Below are 16,828 nucleotides of genomic sequence, written 5' to 3'. Positions count from 1 at the left end.
GATTAGCATGAAGGCGTGACCACCGCACTTCGCAGCACTGCTCTCGTCATCGAGAACGACCCCGCGCAAGGCCTCGGACGCGCCGCCGCCTGGCTCACCGAAGCCGGCATGGAACTCGACACGGTACGGCCCCACCTCGGTGAGGCCGTACCGAACACCGCAGGCGGCCACGACGCGCTCATCGCCCTCGGCGGCGGCCGCGCCAAGGACTGGTCCGACGAGCTCACCGGACTCCTCGCCAACGCCGTCGCCGACGACACCCCCACCTTCGCGATCTGCTCCTCCGCGCGCGCCCTCGCCGCCGCCTTCGGCGGCCGCGTCGAAGACAGCGACGAACCCGTCGGCCCCCGCATGCTCGCCAAGAGGGACGCCGCAGGCCGAGACCTCGTCTTCGGCCCCGCGCCCATGACCCTCGACGCGATCCGCTGGCGCCGCCAAGAACTCGTCGAACTCCCCGGCGAGGCCACCCTCCTCGCCTCGACGCCCCGCGGCGCCCTCGAAGTGTTCCGGCTGGGGGACACCGCCTGGGGCGTCCAGTCCCACTTCGAGTTCACCCCAGAGCAACTCGCCGCGTTCGGCGACTTCGACGAGGCCACCCTCGCCCGTGCCGCCGCCGTCGACGAGCACATCGTCGCCGGTTGGAAGCCGATCCTCCAGCGCTTCGCCCGCGTCGCCGCCGGCGGACGCAAGGCCCTGCCCCTCATCGACTGATGGACGCCGCCGCCGCGAAGCTCGCCGTCGTCGAGGCCAGCAACGCGCTGGCCGACTTCCTGCGGGCGCACCCCGACGCCGAGGCCGCGCTGACCGAGAGCGAGGAGGCCGGGCTCGCGCGCGTCTTCGACGCGAACGCGTTCGACCTCAACGCCGCCTGGAAGGCGAACCTGCTGCGCATCGCCGCTGCCGACCTGACCGGCTCGGCCGACTTCAAGCGCACCTCGGTGGCGCTCTCGCGCCTGGCCGACGCGGTCCTGGCCCGCGGCCTCGACCTCGCCCGCGAAGAACTCGGGTCCACTGAGGACCAGACCCGTCTCGCGGTCATCGCGATGGGCAAGACCGGGGCTGACGAGCTCAACTACGTGTCCGATGTGGACGTGGTGTTCGTGGCCGAAGGGGACCTCGAACTCGCCACCCGCCAGGCCGCGCGGATGATCCAGATCGTGGGGCCCGCGACCTGGACCGTCGACGCGGGGCTGCGGCCCGAGGGCCGCCACGGCGCCCTGGTGCGCAGCCTCGACTCGTACCAGGCCTACCTCAAGGACTGGGCCCGCACCTGGGAGTTCCAGGCGCTGCTCAAGGCCCGGCCCGCCGCCGGGGACCTCGAACTCGGGCTCGAATGGCTCGCCGCGGTGCAGCCGTTCATCTGGGGCGCGGCCGACCGGCCCGGCGTGGTGGCCGACATCCGCGACATGCGCCGCAAGGTCGCCGACTCGGTGCCCGCGGCCGAACGCCGCTACGAGATCAAACTCGGCCCGGGCGGCCTGCGGGACATCGAGTTCGCGGTGCAGCTGCTGCAACTCGTGCACGGGCGAGGAGACGCGAACCTCCGCGTCAGATCCACATTGGACGCGCTCGATGTGCTCGTGGCCCGTGGGTACCTGGCCCGCCGCGACGGCGAGGACCTCGCGGACACGTACGTCTTCCTGCGCACCGTGGAGCACCGGCTCCAGCTCCAGCGGCTGCTGAGGACCCACCGCGTCCCCGACGGGGGCGAGCCGCTCCACCACCTCGCCCGCACCCTCGGATACACCACCGATGAAGGATTCCTCGCAGCCTGGCGCGCGCACGCGACCACCGCGCGCCGCCTCCACGAGAAGCTGCTCTACAAGCCGCTGCTCGACGCGGTCACGCGCGTGCCCACCCATGAACTGCGGATGAGCGAGGCCGAGGCCGCCCACCGGCTCGCCGTGCTCGGGTTCAACGACCCCGCGAGCGCGCTCACCCACATCAAGAAGCTCACCGCGGGCGTCTCGCGCACGGCCACGGTGCAGCGGGCGCTGCTGCCGGTGGTGCTCCACGAACTCGCCGACTCGCCCGAGCCCGACCGCGGGCTGCTGGCGTACCGGCAGGTCTCCGACAAGCTCGGTTCCACGCCCTGGTACCTGCGCCTGCTGCGCGACGGCGGGCCGGCCGCGGTCCGGCTCGCCCGTCTACTGGGGACTTCACGGTACTTCACGAGCCTGCTTTTGCATGTGCCGCAGTCGCTCCGGTACCTATCCGACAATGAGGACCTGACGCCGCGCCCGCGCGAGGAGACCACGGTCGGGATGCGCCAGGCCGCCGCCCGCCACTCAGAAGCCAAAGCCGCGATCAGCGCGGTGCGCGCGATGCGCCGCCGCGAACTCATCCGCATCGCCGCCGCGGACCTGCTCGGGCTCCTCGACGACCAGGGCGTCGGACTCGCGCTCTCGGACCTGGCCGACTCGGTGCTGGAAGTCGCGCTGGAGATCGCGTCGAGGGACGTCGCCGACGCACCGCCGATCGCGGTGATCGGCATGGGCCGCTTGGGAGGCCGCGAGACCGGGTACGGCTCGGACGCCGACGTGGTGTTCATCCACGCCGGGACCGAGGACGCGCACCGCAAGGCCGCGGCGAAGATCGTCGACTCGGTGCGGACGCTCTTGGCCTCTTCGACGGCCGATCCGCCGCTCGTGCTCGACCTCGATCTGCGCCCTGAGGGGAAGGGCGGCGCTCTGGCGCCGAGTTTCGCGGCGTACCGGCGGTACTACGCCGACCGCGCGCGGCTGTGGGAGCGCCAGGCGCTGCTGCGGGCGCGGCCGGTGGCGGGGGACCAGGGGTTGCAGGAGGAGTGGACGGCGTTCGCCGACGAGATCCGCTACCGCCCTGGGGGGTTGAGCGAGGCCGAGCTGATCGAGTTCCGGAAGGTCAAGGCCAGAGTGGACTCCGAGCGCCTGCCGAGAGGCGCGGACCCGAACGGGCACACGAAGCTCGGGCGCGGCGGCCTGGTCGACATCGAGTGGACCGCGCAGCTGCTCCAGTTGGAGCACGGCGAGGACGAGTCGATGCGCACGACCAGGACGATCCCTGCCCTGGAGGCGGCGGCGGCGCTGGGCCACCTGAGCCGCGCGGACCTGGACGCTTTGAGCGAGGCGTGGGAGTTCGTGTCCAAAGTGCGCAATGACATGACCCTCGCCCGCGGCGTCCCCCGCGACGACCTGCCCCGCTCGGGCCCTGAACTCGCCGCCCTCGCGCAGACCCTCGGCTTCGGCGAGGACACCGAACGCTTCCTCAACCACTACCGCCGCCTCACCAGGCGGGCCCACGAGGCAGCCCAACGAATCGTCTACGACGCCTGAACCGAGCCTCGCGCCCCCTCGCGCCTCGCGGCCCGCGGCCCGCGCCTCGTGCCCCGCCCCTCGTGCCTCGTGCCTCGTGCCTCGTGCCCCGCGCCCCGCGCCCCGCGCCCCGCGCCCCGCGCCCCGCGCCCCGCGCCCCGCATTCTTCGCTTGCGTATACCACTTTCGGGTGAACTCCCGCCTTCTCGCCCGATTTTCCGCCGATTTCTGTCGTACCCCTCGGCCAGACTCGGCCCAGCTTCCTTTTCCCCTCTCGGGAGGGAGGGGGTTGTGGACGGCGGGGCATTCGCCCCTCCCCGCGCCTAGACTCGGGGCGGGGGTTCGGATGATCGAGTACACCGTGGTCGGACCGGGCGGGGCCGAGCGCCGCACCGGCGACGCCGACGCGATCCGCGCCGCTGCCGCCGTCGAGGACTCGTGCGTGTGGGTCCACTTCGACGCGCCCGAGGTCACCCTCCTGCGCACCGCGCTCGCCGCCCTCGACATGGACCACTTCGGACTCGACCCCGCCCCCGGCACCTACCGCCGTCCCAAGATCGAGACCTACGAAGGCTCGGCGATGGTCCTCATCAAGACCGTCTGGTACATCGAGGAGACCCGCCAGGTCGAGACCGGCGACTTCACCCTCTTCAACAACGGCCGCTCCCTCGTCACCGTCCGCCGCGGCGTCGTCGACCCGTCCGCCACCGTGCGCGAACGCCTCGACGAACCCGAGTTCCGCTCCGGCGGCATCGCCGAGATCGTCCACGCGCTCTTCGACATCGTGGTCGAGCAGTACGACGGCGCGATCGAGGACCTCGCCGACGACGTCCACGACGTCGAGCGCGCCGTATTCTCCAGTACCCGCACCGACCACAACGAGGAGATCTACTTCCTCATCCGCGAGACCCTCGAATTCCAGAGCGCGGTCCGCCCGCTCATCCCCTTCGCCGAACTCGTGCGCCGCCACAAGTCCCACACCCCGGTGTTCCGCACCGACCGGTTCGCCGAGGTCGCAGGCCACCTCATCCGCGTCGACGCCGCCGTCGAGACCTGCATGAGCCTCCTGACCACCGTGCTCACCGCCCACCAGGGCCAGATCGGGACCTGGCAGAACGACGACATGCGCAAGATCTCCGCGTGGGCCGCGATGGCCGTGGTGCCCACCGCGATCGCGGGGATCTACGGCATGAACTTCACCCACATGCCCGAGTTGCACTGGACCTTCGGATACCCGCTGGTCCTGGCCCTGATAGTCGTCATCTGCCTGCTGCTGTACCGCGGCTTCAAACGAAACGGCTGGCTCTGAGGCATTGCGCCCCAAGGAGAACGAGTGAGGGACGGGAACTCGGTTCCCGCCCCTCTGGCCCTGCCTGCCTTCCCGTCCACCATAGCGTTGCCGTGCAAAACGATCGAGTCGAGCATGCGGTCACTCAGGGTGAGATCGAAACCTGGGCCGAATTGCGGTACTCGTCCGGAAATGCACCGGCAATCTAGCTGTATTCAAATTTTTCGATGAGAATGCTTGACTTCCCCTGGTCGTGGTCGTAAAAATAAAGATACCTATCAGTTAAGTCTCTTTACTTTTCGGGAGGAACATTGAGACGACTGAATACCCGACGGCTGATCGTCTCGCTCACCGCGGCTCTGGCCGTGGTCGCGAGCGCGGCCCTCTACACCGTCGCCAACCCCTTCAGTGCCTCCGCCCAGACCGTCTGTTCGCAGGCCTGGTCCTCGACGGCGGTCTACGTCGGCGGCGACCAGGTCAGTCACCAGGGCGTGGAGTACCGCGCCAAGTGGTGGACCACCGGTGAGACCCCCGGCACCACCGGTGAGTGGGGCGTCTGGGAGTCCAAGGGCGCCTGCGGCGACGGCCCCTCCGAGCCGCCGACCACCGACGAGCCCACGGACCCGCCGACCGACCCGCCGGTCGACCCGCCGAGCGACCAGGTCAACGCCGCGTACTTCACCGAGTGGGGCGTCTACGGCCGCAACTACCACGTGAAGAACATCGTCACCTCCGGTTCGGCCGAGGACCTCACCCACATCAACTACGCCTTCGGCAACGTCAAGAACGGACAGTGCACACTGGACGACTCTTACGCGGCCATCGAGAAGGCCTACACCGCGGCCGAATCGGTCGACGGCGTCGCCGACACCTGGGACCAGGACCTGCGAGGCAACTTCAACCAGCTGCTGAAGCTCAAGGAGATGTACCCGCACATCAAGGTCGTGTGGTCCTTCGGCGGCTGGACGTACTCCGGCGGCTTCGGCCAGGCCGCGCAGAACCCGACGGCCTTCGCCGAGTCCTGCTACAACCTGCTGCACGACCCGCGCTGGGACGGCCTGTTCGACGGCATCGACATCGACTGGGAGTACCCGAACGCCTGCGGCCTCACCTGCGACACCAGCGGCCCCAACGCGTTCCCGAACCTCATGAGCGCCCTGCGGGCCAAGTTCGGCAACGACGAGTTGGTCACCGCTGCGATCACGGCCGACGGCACCTCCGGCGGCAAGATCGACGCCGGCGGCTACGCGGCCGCGGCGCAGTACGTCGACTTCTACATGGTCATGACCTACGACTACTTCGGCGCCTGGGACGCCGACGGTCCGACCGCGCCGCACTCGCCGCTCAACAGCTGGAGCGGCCAGCCGATCGCCGGCTTCGACGGGGCGACCGCGATCGCCAAGCTCAAGTCGATAGGTGTGCCCTCGGGCAAGCTCCTGCTCGGCTTCGGCTTCTACGGCCGCGGCTGGACCGGCGTCACGCAGTCCGCACCGGGCGGCTCGGCCACCGGCCCCGCCCCCGGCACCTACGAACCGGGCATCGAGGACTACAAGGTCCTGGTGAACTCCTGCCCCTCGACCGGAACCGTGGCGGGCACCGCTTACGCCTACTGCGGCAACAACTGGTGGAGCTACGACACTCCCGCGACCATCGCGAGCAAGGTGAACTGGCTCAACTCGCAGGGCCTGGGCGGCGCGTTCTCCTGGGAGCTCTCGGGCGACACCAGCAACGGCGCGCTCGTGAACGCTATCGCGGGCGGCCTGAGCTGATCGGGCTCGAACCGCACTGCTGACCCTTCACACCCGGCGGGCCTCGGAAACGGGGCCCGCCGGCCTATGCCGCGAGCATCAGCCACAGCACCGCGACCGACAGGCCCAAGAACAACAGTGGCCCGGCGATGTTGTGGAAGACCCGCCGCCGCACGTGCAGCACCAACGCGCACAAGAAGAACGCCACCAGGCCCACACCCGCCGCGACGCCGATCGGCCGCCACCACAGCCCCGCGGCCAACCCCAGGGCCGCGGCCGCCTTGACCGTGCCGAGGAACGGCAGCATCGAGTCGGGCACCCCCACCGCGTGCGAATTCCGCTTCACCCACGCGGCCCCCGCGAAGTTCGCCACCGCCTCCACCGCGTTGCACACGATGTTGACCGCGGTCACGACCACCAGAGCGACGAACATGGCAAGGCCTCCTCGATCCCGGCGGCCGTTCCCCCGGGCCACTCCAGTCTCGACCGCCCCCGGCCCGCCGTCCAATACCGGTGTCGATAACCTCCGGGAATGGACGTCGACACCAGGCTCCTCCGCGCCTTCCGCGCCGTGGCCGAGGAAGGCCACCTCACCCGCGCCGCCGCCCGCCTGCACGTCTCGCAGCCCGCGCTCACCAAGCGGATCCGCCTGCTCGAACAGCAGCTCGACGCCCGACTGTTCACCCGCACCGCCACCGGCATGACCCTCACCGCGCCCGGCGAGGCCCTGGCCGCCAGCGCCCAGACCGTCCTCGACGCCTTGGATGCGGCCCTGGCCGCCGTCCGCGCAGCCGAAGCGGAAGCGTCCAAAGTGCTCCGCATCGGCTTCCTCGCCAGCGCCGCCAACGAACGCACCCAACCGATCCTGGCGTCCTTTCGCGAGCGTCGCCCCGACTGGCGCGTCGAGCTGCGTCAAGCGGGCTGGGACGACCCGATCGCGGGGCTCGCCTCCGGCGACGTGGCCGCCGCGTTCCTGCGAGTCCCCTTCCCGCGCCAGAGCGAGTTCCGCGTCCTGACCCTGTTCAGCGAGCCCCGCTGCATCGCCATGTCCACCGCCCACCCGCTCGCCGGGCGCGATGAACTGCGTTTCGAGGAGCTCCTCGACGAGCCGTTCGTCGCCGCTCCGGGTGCCACGGGAGCGTTCCGCGACCACTGGCTCGCCGTCGACTCCCGCGGCGGCCGCCCGGTCCGAGTCGGCGCGGTCACCGCCCTTCCCGACGACTGGCTGACCGCGATCGCCGGCGGCGACGGCATCGCGCTCGCCCCCGAGTCGGCGGCCCGCTATTACGCCCGCCCCGACATCGTCTACCTCCCGGTCACCGGCGTCGCCCCGACGACGGTGGCCCTGGCCTGGCCCGAACCTCCGCCAGAAGACTCGCCGCTGGCCGACTTCATCAGGGCCGCAATGGATCACGCCGACCCGTCCTAGGGCGCGAGCCTCGCCGCGTGGCGGGCGAGTTTCTCCAGGACCTTGAGGTCGAGGTCCTCGGCGGACTTGAATCCGATTCGCCGCCCCGATCTTGACGCGGCCCAAGCGGTCCGCGTACTGCTTCGCGAGGTACGCGCCGTCCTCGGCCGCGTTCACGTAGAGGCTTCGAACGGTCGCTATCCGCCCGGATTCACAGGACGGGCCCTAGAAGATCCCGCTTGCCAGGAGGAAGATCGCCAGACCGTGCGCCAGTGCCGCCGGGAGCACGCCCCACCGCAGGCGCAGGAACGCGCAGATCACGCCCTCGTAGAGCGTGAACGCCAGCAGCGGCCAGCCGATGTCGGTCACCGTCGAGGCCAGGAACGCGTGGCAGGCCGCGAAGCACACCGCCGAGAACAGCGCCGCCCGGACCGGCCCGACCGCGCTTTCCATGCGGCCCTGGAGGAACCCGCGGAACAGCACCTCCTCGGCGAGGTTCCCCGTCAGCGAGAACCACAACAGCGCGGGCAGCAGTGAGATCGCCACCGGGCCGCCCGCGCCCGTCCCGGCCGACATCGCCATGAGCGGCGCGGCCGCCACCGCGCCGCCCGCGAGCCCGAGCCCGATCGTCCGCCAGCGCACCGGCCCCCAGCGCACCAGCGCCCGCAATCCGGGGTCGAAGCGCAGCACCGCGGCCGTCGACGCGAGTGTCGCGGCCCCGAACCCGACGAGCACCGCCGCGTCGTCGGTGAACCGCACCCACAGCACGCCGGCCTCGGCGCCGAGCCGCCATAGGCCGGTCGGCGTCATGGCGTCCCTGATGAGGATGAAGCCGAGAATCAGCAGCCCGATCCGCAGCAGCGGCTCGCGCAGCGGCCGCGCGAGCACCGCGCCCGCACCGATGAGCGCCAGACCGGGCGCGACGCGCCCGGCATAGGCCAGGAGATCGAGGAACATGGGAGCCTCTCCGATTGCGTGCGTGAGGGAATCACAAGGAAGAGGCAATAATATGAAAGATATTCAGTTTTGAGTACTCGCGTTGGAGCCGCCATGACCACCGCCCGCAGGAGCCCCCGCCAGCAGCGGTCCCGCCAGACCGTCACCTGGATCCTCGAAGCGGCGGCTCAGGTTTTCCATGAGCGCGGCTACGCGGCGACCACCACCAACAAGGTCGCCGAACGTGCCGGCGTCTCCATCGGCTCGGTCTACCAGTACTTCCCGGACAAGGACGCCCTCCTCGCCGCGCTGGCCGAGCGCCACATGGCCGAGGCCGCGGCGGAGGTCGAGGCGCTCGTCCAGCGGCACGCCCACGATCCATTGGGGACCCTGATCCGGGAGCTGATCGCTTGCGTCGCCGGGCTGCACGCGGCCCGGCCGGGGCTGCACGCGCTCCTCGTCGCTCACGCGCTGCGGTACCCGAGGCTCCAGGAACGGCTCCGCGAGATCGAGCACGCGGCGGCCGCGCCGATCGCGGATCGACTGCGCCGCAGCGGTCTCGGGGGCGACCCGGACCTGCGCGCACTCCTCTTCGTCCAAGGTGTCGACGCCCAGATCCACGGCGCGCTCCTCGCGCTGCCGCCGGGGCTGACCTCCGAGGAGATCGTGGAGGAACTCGTCGACCTCTGGACCGCGGCCCTGTCGAAATGACGCCGAGGCCAGGGGCTGTACCCCTGGCCTCGGCTCGTATTCAGTTGCGGCTCAAGGTCACTGGATGATGATCTCGAACGTGCTGGTCGTATTCTTGATGTCCTGGTGGTTGTCGCTCATCTGGAGGTTCTCGAAGACCGCCTCGCCGACCGCCGGTCCCTGACCCGCTTCGGGCATCTCGTTGACCCAGATGCCGAAGCCGGACTTGGATTCGTACGCGTCGCCGCTGAGCTGCGCGCCGGTGATCGTGATGTCGGTGAAGACCGTGTCCGTGACCGGGTTCTGCGGCTGGCCGCCGACATAGTTGGTCTGGAACATGATCCCCGAGTACGTCGGATCCACGATGTCCACATCGCTCACCCGAATGCCCTCATAGGACTTCGAGGCCGAGAAGATCCAGATCCCCGGGAAGGTCTGCCCGCCCCAGAAGTGGCCCCCGGCCCGCACGATCGAGATGTTCTCGAACACGGTCGGCGGATCGGAGCGGAACCCGTCCATCGGATACCCGAAGTCCAGCGAGGAGATCGTGATCCCCGAGTAGACGAGGGTGTCGGCGATGTGGATGTCGCGGAACGTGTTCCCGAACCCGCCGTAGACCGCCAGCCCGGCCGCCCGCCAGGTCAGGATCGAGGTCAGGTTCTCGTACACGTTCCCGGTCTGGTCGCCGCCGCCGGCGTCCGTGGCGGCGAACAGCGCGAAGCTGTCGTCGCCCGAGGCCCGCGACTCGATGTTCTGGAGCAGGTTGTCGTTGCTCCCGTTGGTCATGTTGATCGCGTCGGCGAACAGGTTCCTGATGCGCGAGTTGGTGATCGAGGAGTCGCTGATGTTCGATCCCCAGAACATGCACACCTGGTGCTCGACCCAGATGTCGTCGATGGTCATGTTCGAGACGTTCTGCCAGTCGAAGACCTTCCCGGGACCGTCGATGCGGCTGGTGTAGTTCCCGAAGTAGGCGAACCCGGAGAACGTGGAGCCGTTCGCGGTGGCCTCGGAGCGGAACCCGACGTCGGTGTTCTCCTGTCCCTCGGGGGCGACGAACCTGGTGAACCACGGCCCGGCGCCGATGACCTCGGTGGCCTTGCCGTACACCTGGAACTTCTGCGCGGTCGAGTAGTCGCCGGGCGGCAGGTACACGCCGAGCAGGCTGCCCGAAGTGTCCATCCGGAACTCGTCGAGGGCGTTCTGGACGTCCTGGTGGGTGAACCCGTCGGGCTCGACGTACTTCGCCGGGTCGGGGTTCGCGATCGGCGTGGCCTCCTCGAAGCTGACGAAGTCGATCGCGTAGTAGCTCGCGGTGTTCGCCGCGTCCTTCTGCAACCGGATCGTGCTCCCGGCGGGGACGGTCTCCCCGAGCAGCACGTTCGCCTCGTCGTAGATGTGCCTCGCCGGGCCCGAGCTCGGCGAGTTGTTCGGGCTCGCCTCGGCCCCGTACAGCCACGCGAACTTCGAGGTCAGCTCGATCGGCTTGAGCAGCTGTCCGTCCACATAGATGTTCAAGGTGGCGTCGATGCCGCCGCCGCCCGGGGCGTCGGGAATCGCGAACCGGGTGACCAGCGTGTTGGTGGGCGCGTTGGTCGTGAACTCGACGTACTCGCCGTTGCCGTCGAGCACCACGGCCTGGCGGCCCGAAGCCTCACCGGCGAGGTCGCCGATGCTCCGGTTGGGCGCCAGCACTTGAGCGCCGCCGCCGGTGGTCGCGTGCTCGGCCTCGTCGATGGTGTACGGCATGGCCGCGCCGCGTCCGATGGAGAGGGTCCGCGTCGTGGTGTTGTTGCCCTGCTTGACATCGGCCTCGTTCGCGTCGACCGCGATCGTGGTGGTGATCGTGTACTCGCCGTCGGCCGCGGTCCACGAGCCCAGAGCGATCGGGCCGGTGGTCGCGCCCGAGGCGATGACGCCGCTGTGCGAGCCGGTGAGGGTCCGCACCACGTTCCCGGTGTCGTTGTCGGTCACGGTGAGCGTCACCTCGTGCGCGCCGCCCGATGAGTCGATGCTGCCCTGGTTCGCGATCGTGGCCGCGAACTCGACGGCGTCGCCCGCCGACGGGTTGCTCGGCGACCAGGTCACCGCCCCCGCGACCAGGTCCGAGGTGGGGATCGCGCCCACGGTCAGCGCACTGGCGTGCGTGTAGGCGTTGTTGGCCTCGTTGCTCTCGGCCACTTGGCCACTGGGGTCGACTTCGGCGCCCACCTCGTGGTCGCCGGCGGTCAGCGTCCCGATCGAACCGGAGACGACGGTCTCGCCGCCCGCCGCCAGACCGTCCACTTCGGCCGTGCCGATGAGCGTCCCGTCGAGGAACAGGTCCACCGTCGAAGGCGCGGAAGCGACCTCGCCGATATTCTCCACAGTGGCCGACAGCGTGACCTCATCGGTCTCGCTGGGGGAGAGGGGACTCCACGACATGCCCGAGACCGTCAGGTCGGGAGCGGGCGCGAGTTCACCGAACACCTGGAACTCGGCGACCTGGCCGTTCGGGGCCCCGGTGTTGCCGGTGAACTCGATCCGCACGTCCGAAGCGGTGCCGCTGACCGGGATGGTCACCGTGTTGCCGCTGGCGGGATCGAACGCGTACTCGGCCGAGGCCTTGAGCGTGGTGAACGCCTCCGCGCCGCCCTCGCGGCCCTGCACCGACAGCGTCTGGGTGCGCGCGCCCCAGGCCGCGTCCGGGTTGAGCTTCAACACGATCCGGTCGATGGAAGCGTCCGCGCCGAGGTGCACTGTCAGCGAGCTCGGATAGGCCCCGGAGCCGCCCTCCCAGTATGTCGAGAGGTCGCCGTCGTTGGCGTTGGCGGCCACGAAGTTGTGCACGTGGGAGGTCGCGGTGACCGGCTTGCCGGCGGCGAGCTCGCCCACTTGCGAGGGGGACCCGGCGGGCCCGTAGACCTGGAGCTCCGAGACCTGCGCGGCGGGCCAGCCGGAGTTCTCGGTGAAGACCAGCCGCAGGTAGCGGGTGGTGACGTCGTCGAATTCGATGCTGACGGTGTTGCCGCTGGCGGGGTCGAACCGGCGGCCCTCGGCCTCGGCGATCGTGGTGAACGCGGAGCCGTCGGCGCTGGCGCGCAGCTCGACGGTCTGGGTGCGGGCCTGCCACGCGGTGAGCGCGGGCAGTTCGAGCACGACCTCGCTCACCTCGGTGGCCGATCCGAGGTCGATCTGGAGCCACTGCGGGAACGCGTCGTTCGCGCTCTCCCAGTACGTGCCCTGGTTGTCGTCGTTGACGTTGCCGGGAGTGTGGTTCTGGACGCTGCTGCTGGCGGTGACCGTCTTGCCGATCGCCAGGTTCGGGCCTTGGTTCGCGTGCGCCGGGGACACCGGCACGAGCGCCGCCATCGCGGCGACGACCGCAGTCGTCACCGCCAAGGCGATGCGCGGGAGTTTCATGATGGCTCCTTCTTCGGAGACTCCACGGCAGCCCGATATCAGGCGCCGTGAAGTCGCAGGTTGAAAGAGGTTTAGCGCTATACCTAAATATCGATCCTAGACCGATAGAATTACGCTTGTCAATACTTCGTTACACAGCGCCGGTATGGGAGCGCACACCAAAAACCCCTGCGCCACAACGGACCGAAGTGCCCCACACCCACCCCTGAGCCCCCTGTGGCACCACCACACCAAAGGACCCCCGACACGCCCCAACCGAGCACCCCCCACCCCCCACCCAAGGTGCTGTACCCTGGCTGAGGCCGCACAGCGGCCCACGGGACGTGGCGCAGCTTGGTAGCGCACCCGCTTTGGGAGCGGGGGGTCGCAGGTTCAAATCCTGTCGTCCCGACCGAAAACCAATGGTCAGCAGGGCTTTCCGAAGCTCGGGGAGCCCGTCTGGCCGGCTCGTGCTGGTCTGGTGAACCAGATCTCCCGGCGTGCATGTCGGCGATAGTCCCCTCGGTCATGACTCAGCGTTGCGAGGTGGGGTGGGCAGTTCTGCCGGTGTCGCGGAGGTGGAGGTCCTGCATTGCTGGTGGGCGGGGTCAGGTGAGGTTGAATCGGGTGGTGAGTTCGTTGGCGATGGTTGTGGGTGGGGTGGTGCCGTCGATGTCGATCACGGTGAGCCCGAGGTCGGCGGCTTCGGTGCGGGTTTCCTGGTCCCAGTAGTGGTCGCGGGCGAGGCGGATTTCCAGTGCTTTCTGGTGGTCGCTGTTGCCCCAGTTGGCTTTGGCGCGGGCGGGGTCGGCGTAGCGTTCGGTGAGTTGGCGGCGGCGGAACTGGCTGGTCGGCAGGAGGAACACGGCGTGCTCGGGGTTGGTGAGTAGTGGTGCGATGTCGGCGGGGCGGGTGCGGAAGTCGTCTGCGAGGACGGTTCCTTGCCGGGTCATGGCTTGCAGGTCTTCGAGGACGAACGGGAAGGTTTCGCCGTGGCGGCTGGGCATCGAGGCGAACAGTTCCTCGGCGGTGTGGCCGGTCGAGGGTTCGATCGGCGACATGCGCAGCAGTGCCGTCATGTGCGGTTGTCGGTGCTCGTCGCAGCGGTGGATGTAGTTCGCTTCGGCCGCGTCGCCGTCGTAGACGGCGAGGTGGTGTCGTTGGGCCAGTAGGCGGGTCACCGTGGTCTTGCCTGCGCCGGTGCCGCCGGCGATCCAGCGAACGTGAGCGACCTCCGAGGGTTCGGTCATCGGTTCACGGTAGCGGCGCGGGCCAGTTCCTTTCGGGTCAGGCGTGCGAGGTGGACGCCAAGGGCGACGCCTGCTCCTATACCGACGCTGATTCCAGCGGCTGTGCTGAAGGAGGCCAGTCCGCTTCCACCGCCCATCTCCTGGAGGATGCCGAAGAACACCGGGATGCCGGGCAGTAGTGCGCCGGTGATGCCCATCAGTGCCAGGACTTGACTCGGGTAGCCCGTGCGGGACGCGATCACCGCGCTCAGCAGGCCGAGTCCGACCGCTGAGAATGAGCTGGCCCAGAACGAGGGCAGCCCAACGAGGTGCAGGAGGATCTGGTTCGTCGCTCCCGTGACGAGTCCGAGCATGGCGGCTGGGAGGACGAGTGAGGGCCTGCCGCCGTTGGCGAAGGCGTTCGCGATCGCGCCCAGGGCCGAGAACACCAGCACGAGGTACCAGGGCAGGCTCGGCAGTGCGTCGAGCTTGGGGTGCTCCATGCCCAGCATTTCGCCGAGTGCGAAAGTGAACGCCCCGCCGACGAAAATGCCCGCGGCAGCGACGGTCACGCTCGCGATCCTGTTCACCGAGGAAAGGTAGCCGCCTTCGACCGCGTCGGTGACGGCTCCGATGACCTGGGGGAGCGGCAGTAGTAGCAACCAGTTCACGGCGATCGCGGCCGCCGCGCCGACAGGGTCGACGAAGTCCAACTGCACGAGCAGCGTCGCGAACCCGCCCGCGGCGCAACTCTGTATGGCGGTCGCGAACAGTCTCGGCAGTCGCAGCCCGCTGATGGCGAGGCCCGTGAGCGAGGAGACCGCTTGCAACAGTGCCGCCGAGACCCATGCCTGCCAAGAGACGCCGACCTGCATGCTGATGAAGAAGGCGAGCAGGGTCATCCCGAGAGCGACCACCCACCACGGGGTCGCGGTGTCGCGACACCGCTGCGCGGCGAGACGAGCCGACGCGAGTCGTTCCCGCCCGTGGAGACCGGCGAGGTGCCGCCCTTCGGCCACCACGTCGTCGGCGATTCGCTTCAGCTCCCGGGAACGCGTGCAGTCGATCGCGTCGAGGGAGTGGGCGGTGCCGGAGAGCGAGACCGTCCCGCCCTCGGCAGTCATGGCCTCCAGCAGCAGCACCCGGGCGAAGGAGTTCACGGCCAGCCCGTCCAGACCGAGCACGCGTCCGTAGCCTTCGAGTGTCCGCTCGGTCTGACCGCTGGTCTGACCGGATTCCAGCAGACCGCACCCCAGCGTCGAGAGGAACTCCAGCCGGGCGCGAACGTCAGAGGCCGACAGCGCCGTCGCAGAAGGGCCTGTTGATGCGGGCCGTCCATCCTCGGAGTCGCGCATTATCGGACTTTCTGGTGCGACGCAGACATGCGCCGATTCTAAAGTGCTCCCCTCGCATCCGTGAGCTCGTCGGCGTATCCGAGCAGGTGGCGCGGCGCGGCGGTTGCCGAGGCCGTCGAGGTCGGTTCGATCAGCGTGTGGGGCGTGGAGCATCTCGGCCGGATCGCAAGCGTCGCAAGCGCAGCCGCTGCTTGGCTCCGGAAAAGACCTCGTTGGTCAGCCGTCGGCGTAGGGCTGGCGCCGAGTTATCGGATTGAGTTGACGAGTTTCGTGTAGTCGCCGAACGCGGCGTCGACCATGTCGGCGTCGAGGCCGTAGCGGCTGAGGGTGTATTCGTGGTTGCGGCGCATGCCGGGGCGGGCGAGTACGGTTTCGAGGTTGCCTTCTTCGCGGACGGTCCAGTCGAGGTCGAGCCGCTTGAAGATCTGGGGGAGCTGCCCGTACGGGTCGGCGGTGAGCTGGTGGTACGAGATGTCGATCATCCGGTCTTTGGGGATGTTCAGGCGCGCCAGGCGGCCTTGCTCGACCATCCAGGACAGCGTGTCGAGCCATTGGCGGCCGATCTGGTGGAGGTCGTAGCGGCGGTTGCACAGGGCCGTTCCGGTCTCGACCAGCGAACACCATGAGCCCATGACGGTCTGCGGGTCGCGGTGGGTCCACATGATCTGGGCGTCGGGGAAGACGGTGAGGAGCGCGTCCAGGTTGTACAGGTGGAACGGGGACTTGAGCACCCAGCGGCGGGTCCGGTCGCCGGTCTGGAGGACCTGGAGGAACTCCTTGAGGTACCGGTAGTCGGGCACGAAGTCGCGCTGGGCGAGCCATTCCCGGTACCCGTCGAGTTGGAACCGCGTGCCCCACTGGAGACCGTGCGGGAGGGCGAGCACGCACTCCTCGGGGGTCTCGGCGGTGCTGGGGTGGATGGTCTCCCAGATCGGGGTGATGACGTTGACCGCCGCGGAGATCCGCCGTGCCTTCTTCAGGCGCTGCTCGCGCAGCTTCGGGTCGATGTCGAACCGGTCGGCGTGGTGGAACTCCCACATCATCGGCGCTCTGTTGCCCTCTGGCGCGGCGATGACCTTGTGCGCCAGTGTGGTCGCCGTCCGTGGGAGGCCCACGACGATGATCGGCCGGTCGATGGGCTGGTGGGCGATCTCGGGGTGCTCGGCGTGGAGGCGTTTGATCCGCAGCCGGTTCTCCATGCGCATCCCGAGCTCGGACACGGTCGCGGTCCAGCCCAGGTAGGAGATGTCGCGGACCTGCGCGAAGCGGCGCATCAATTCCCGGTAGTCCTCGACGAACGCGCGGTCGATGTCGGCGCTCACGCCCGCCGCGGCCTCGGCTTTCGCCAGTGCCTGCGCGAAGGCCTTGTCCGGGTTTCGCACCGCCCGGGACAGCGCGGGGGACATCACGGCGTTCAGGGGTTTGACCCAACCGGCGACACGACGCATAAGGGGTACGTCCTCTCAGGGGCAACGGAACGAACGCGAACCAGTCTCTCAC

Annotated in this window: 12 protein-coding genes and 1 tRNA gene; 7 read left to right on the top strand and 6 right to left on the bottom strand. The window is 69.2% G+C overall.

All coding sequences use genetic code 11. The annotated features are described in order from the left end of the window. Window positions 1-15 precede the first annotated feature (15 nt). The 4 genes from AB0B28_RS15140 (at window position 16) to AB0B28_RS15125 (ending at window position 6,350) form a co-directional block, all read left to right on the top strand. A complete protein-coding gene (locus AB0B28_RS15140; RefSeq protein WP_360121119.1) occupies window positions 16-711 on the top strand; it encodes a type 1 glutamine amidotransferase in 696 nt (231 codons plus the stop codon). After that, complete coding sequence (locus AB0B28_RS15135) at window positions 711-3,314, top strand: bifunctional [glutamine synthetase] adenylyltransferase/[glutamine synthetase]-adenylyl-L-tyrosine phosphorylase (protein ID WP_360121117.1); 2,604 nt, start codon at window positions 711-713, stop codon at window positions 3,312-3,314. The genes AB0B28_RS15140 and AB0B28_RS15135 overlap by 1 nt, the downstream gene beginning before the upstream one ends. A gap of 325 nt (window positions 3,315-3,639) precedes the next feature. After that, entirely contained in the window at window positions 3,640-4,602 is a 963-nt protein-coding gene (locus AB0B28_RS15130) for a magnesium and cobalt transport protein CorA (protein WP_360121115.1), read from the top strand. Window positions 4,603-4,892: 290 nt separating this feature from the next. Further along, entirely contained in the window at window positions 4,893-6,350 is a 1,458-nt protein-coding gene (locus AB0B28_RS15125; RefSeq protein ID WP_360121113.1) for a glycosyl hydrolase family 18 protein, read from the top strand. A 64-nt stretch (window positions 6,351-6,414) separates the two neighbouring features. Here AB0B28_RS15125 and AB0B28_RS15120 read toward each other — a convergent pair whose 3' ends face one another. After that, window positions 6,415-6,762: a DoxX family protein gene (locus AB0B28_RS15120; RefSeq protein WP_360121111.1), complete on the bottom strand. Its 348-nt coding sequence runs from the start codon at window positions 6,760-6,762 to the stop codon at window positions 6,415-6,417. A 99-nt stretch (window positions 6,763-6,861) separates the two neighbouring features. Between AB0B28_RS15120 and AB0B28_RS15115 the strand changes: the two genes are divergently transcribed. After that, entirely contained in the window at window positions 6,862-7,758 is an 897-nt protein-coding gene (locus AB0B28_RS15115) for a LysR family transcriptional regulator (RefSeq protein ID WP_360121109.1), read from the top strand. Between the two features lie 204 nt (window positions 7,759-7,962). On the opposite strand, the gene AB0B28_RS15110 is transcribed toward AB0B28_RS15115, so the two are convergent. Then, a complete protein-coding gene (locus AB0B28_RS15110) occupies window positions 7,963-8,694 on the bottom strand; it encodes a CPBP family intramembrane glutamic endopeptidase (RefSeq protein ID WP_360121107.1) in 732 nt (243 codons plus the stop codon). Window positions 8,695-8,787: 93 nt separating this feature from the next. Here AB0B28_RS15110 and AB0B28_RS15105 point away from each other — a divergent pair, with 93 nt between their 5' ends. Further along, complete coding sequence (locus tag AB0B28_RS15105; RefSeq protein WP_360121105.1) at window positions 8,788-9,384, top strand: helix-turn-helix domain-containing protein; 597 nt, start codon at window positions 8,788-8,790, stop codon at window positions 9,382-9,384. A 57-nt stretch (window positions 9,385-9,441) separates the two neighbouring features. Here AB0B28_RS15105 and AB0B28_RS15100 read toward each other — a convergent pair whose 3' ends face one another. After that, window positions 9,442-12,765 carry a discoidin domain-containing protein gene (locus tag AB0B28_RS15100; RefSeq protein WP_360121103.1) on the bottom strand — a complete coding sequence of 1,108 codons (3,324 nt, stop codon included), beginning with the start codon at window positions 12,763-12,765 and terminating at the stop codon, window positions 9,442-9,444. 317 nt (window positions 12,766-13,082) lie between these two features. Here AB0B28_RS15100 and AB0B28_RS15095 point away from each other — a divergent pair. Next, a tRNA-Pro gene (locus AB0B28_RS15095) sits at window positions 13,083-13,156 on the top strand. Window positions 13,157-13,352: 196 nt separating this feature from the next. Here the strand turns inward: AB0B28_RS15095 and AB0B28_RS15090 are convergent. The 3 genes from AB0B28_RS15090 to AB0B28_RS15080 all read right to left on the bottom strand — a co-directional run bounded on the left by AB0B28_RS15090 (window position 13,353) and on the right by AB0B28_RS15080 (window position 16,776). Then, the gene (locus tag AB0B28_RS15090; protein ID WP_360121101.1) at window positions 13,353-13,994 is read right to left on the bottom strand and encodes a hypothetical protein; all 642 of its coding nucleotides are present in this window, start codon (window positions 13,992-13,994) and stop codon (window positions 13,353-13,355) included. Next, window positions 13,991-15,328 (bottom strand): threonine/serine exporter family protein, encoded by a 1,338-nt coding sequence (locus AB0B28_RS15085; protein WP_360121099.1) that lies wholly within the window; start codon window positions 15,326-15,328, stop codon window positions 13,991-13,993. The genes AB0B28_RS15090 and AB0B28_RS15085 overlap by 4 nt, the downstream gene beginning before the upstream one ends. A gap of 245 nt (window positions 15,329-15,573) precedes the next feature. Then, on the bottom strand, window positions 15,574-16,776 hold the full coding sequence (locus AB0B28_RS15080) for a sulfotransferase (protein ID WP_360121097.1): 1,203 nt from the start codon (window positions 16,774-16,776) through the stop codon (window positions 15,574-15,576). Window positions 16,777-16,828 lie beyond the last annotated feature (52 nt).

Source organism: Glycomyces sp. NPDC046736 (assembly GCF_040645615.1).
Classification (GTDB): Bacteria; Actinomycetota; Actinomycetes; order Mycobacteriales; family Micromonosporaceae; genus Glycomyces.
This window is presented reverse-complemented; position numbering and strand designations above follow the sequence as displayed.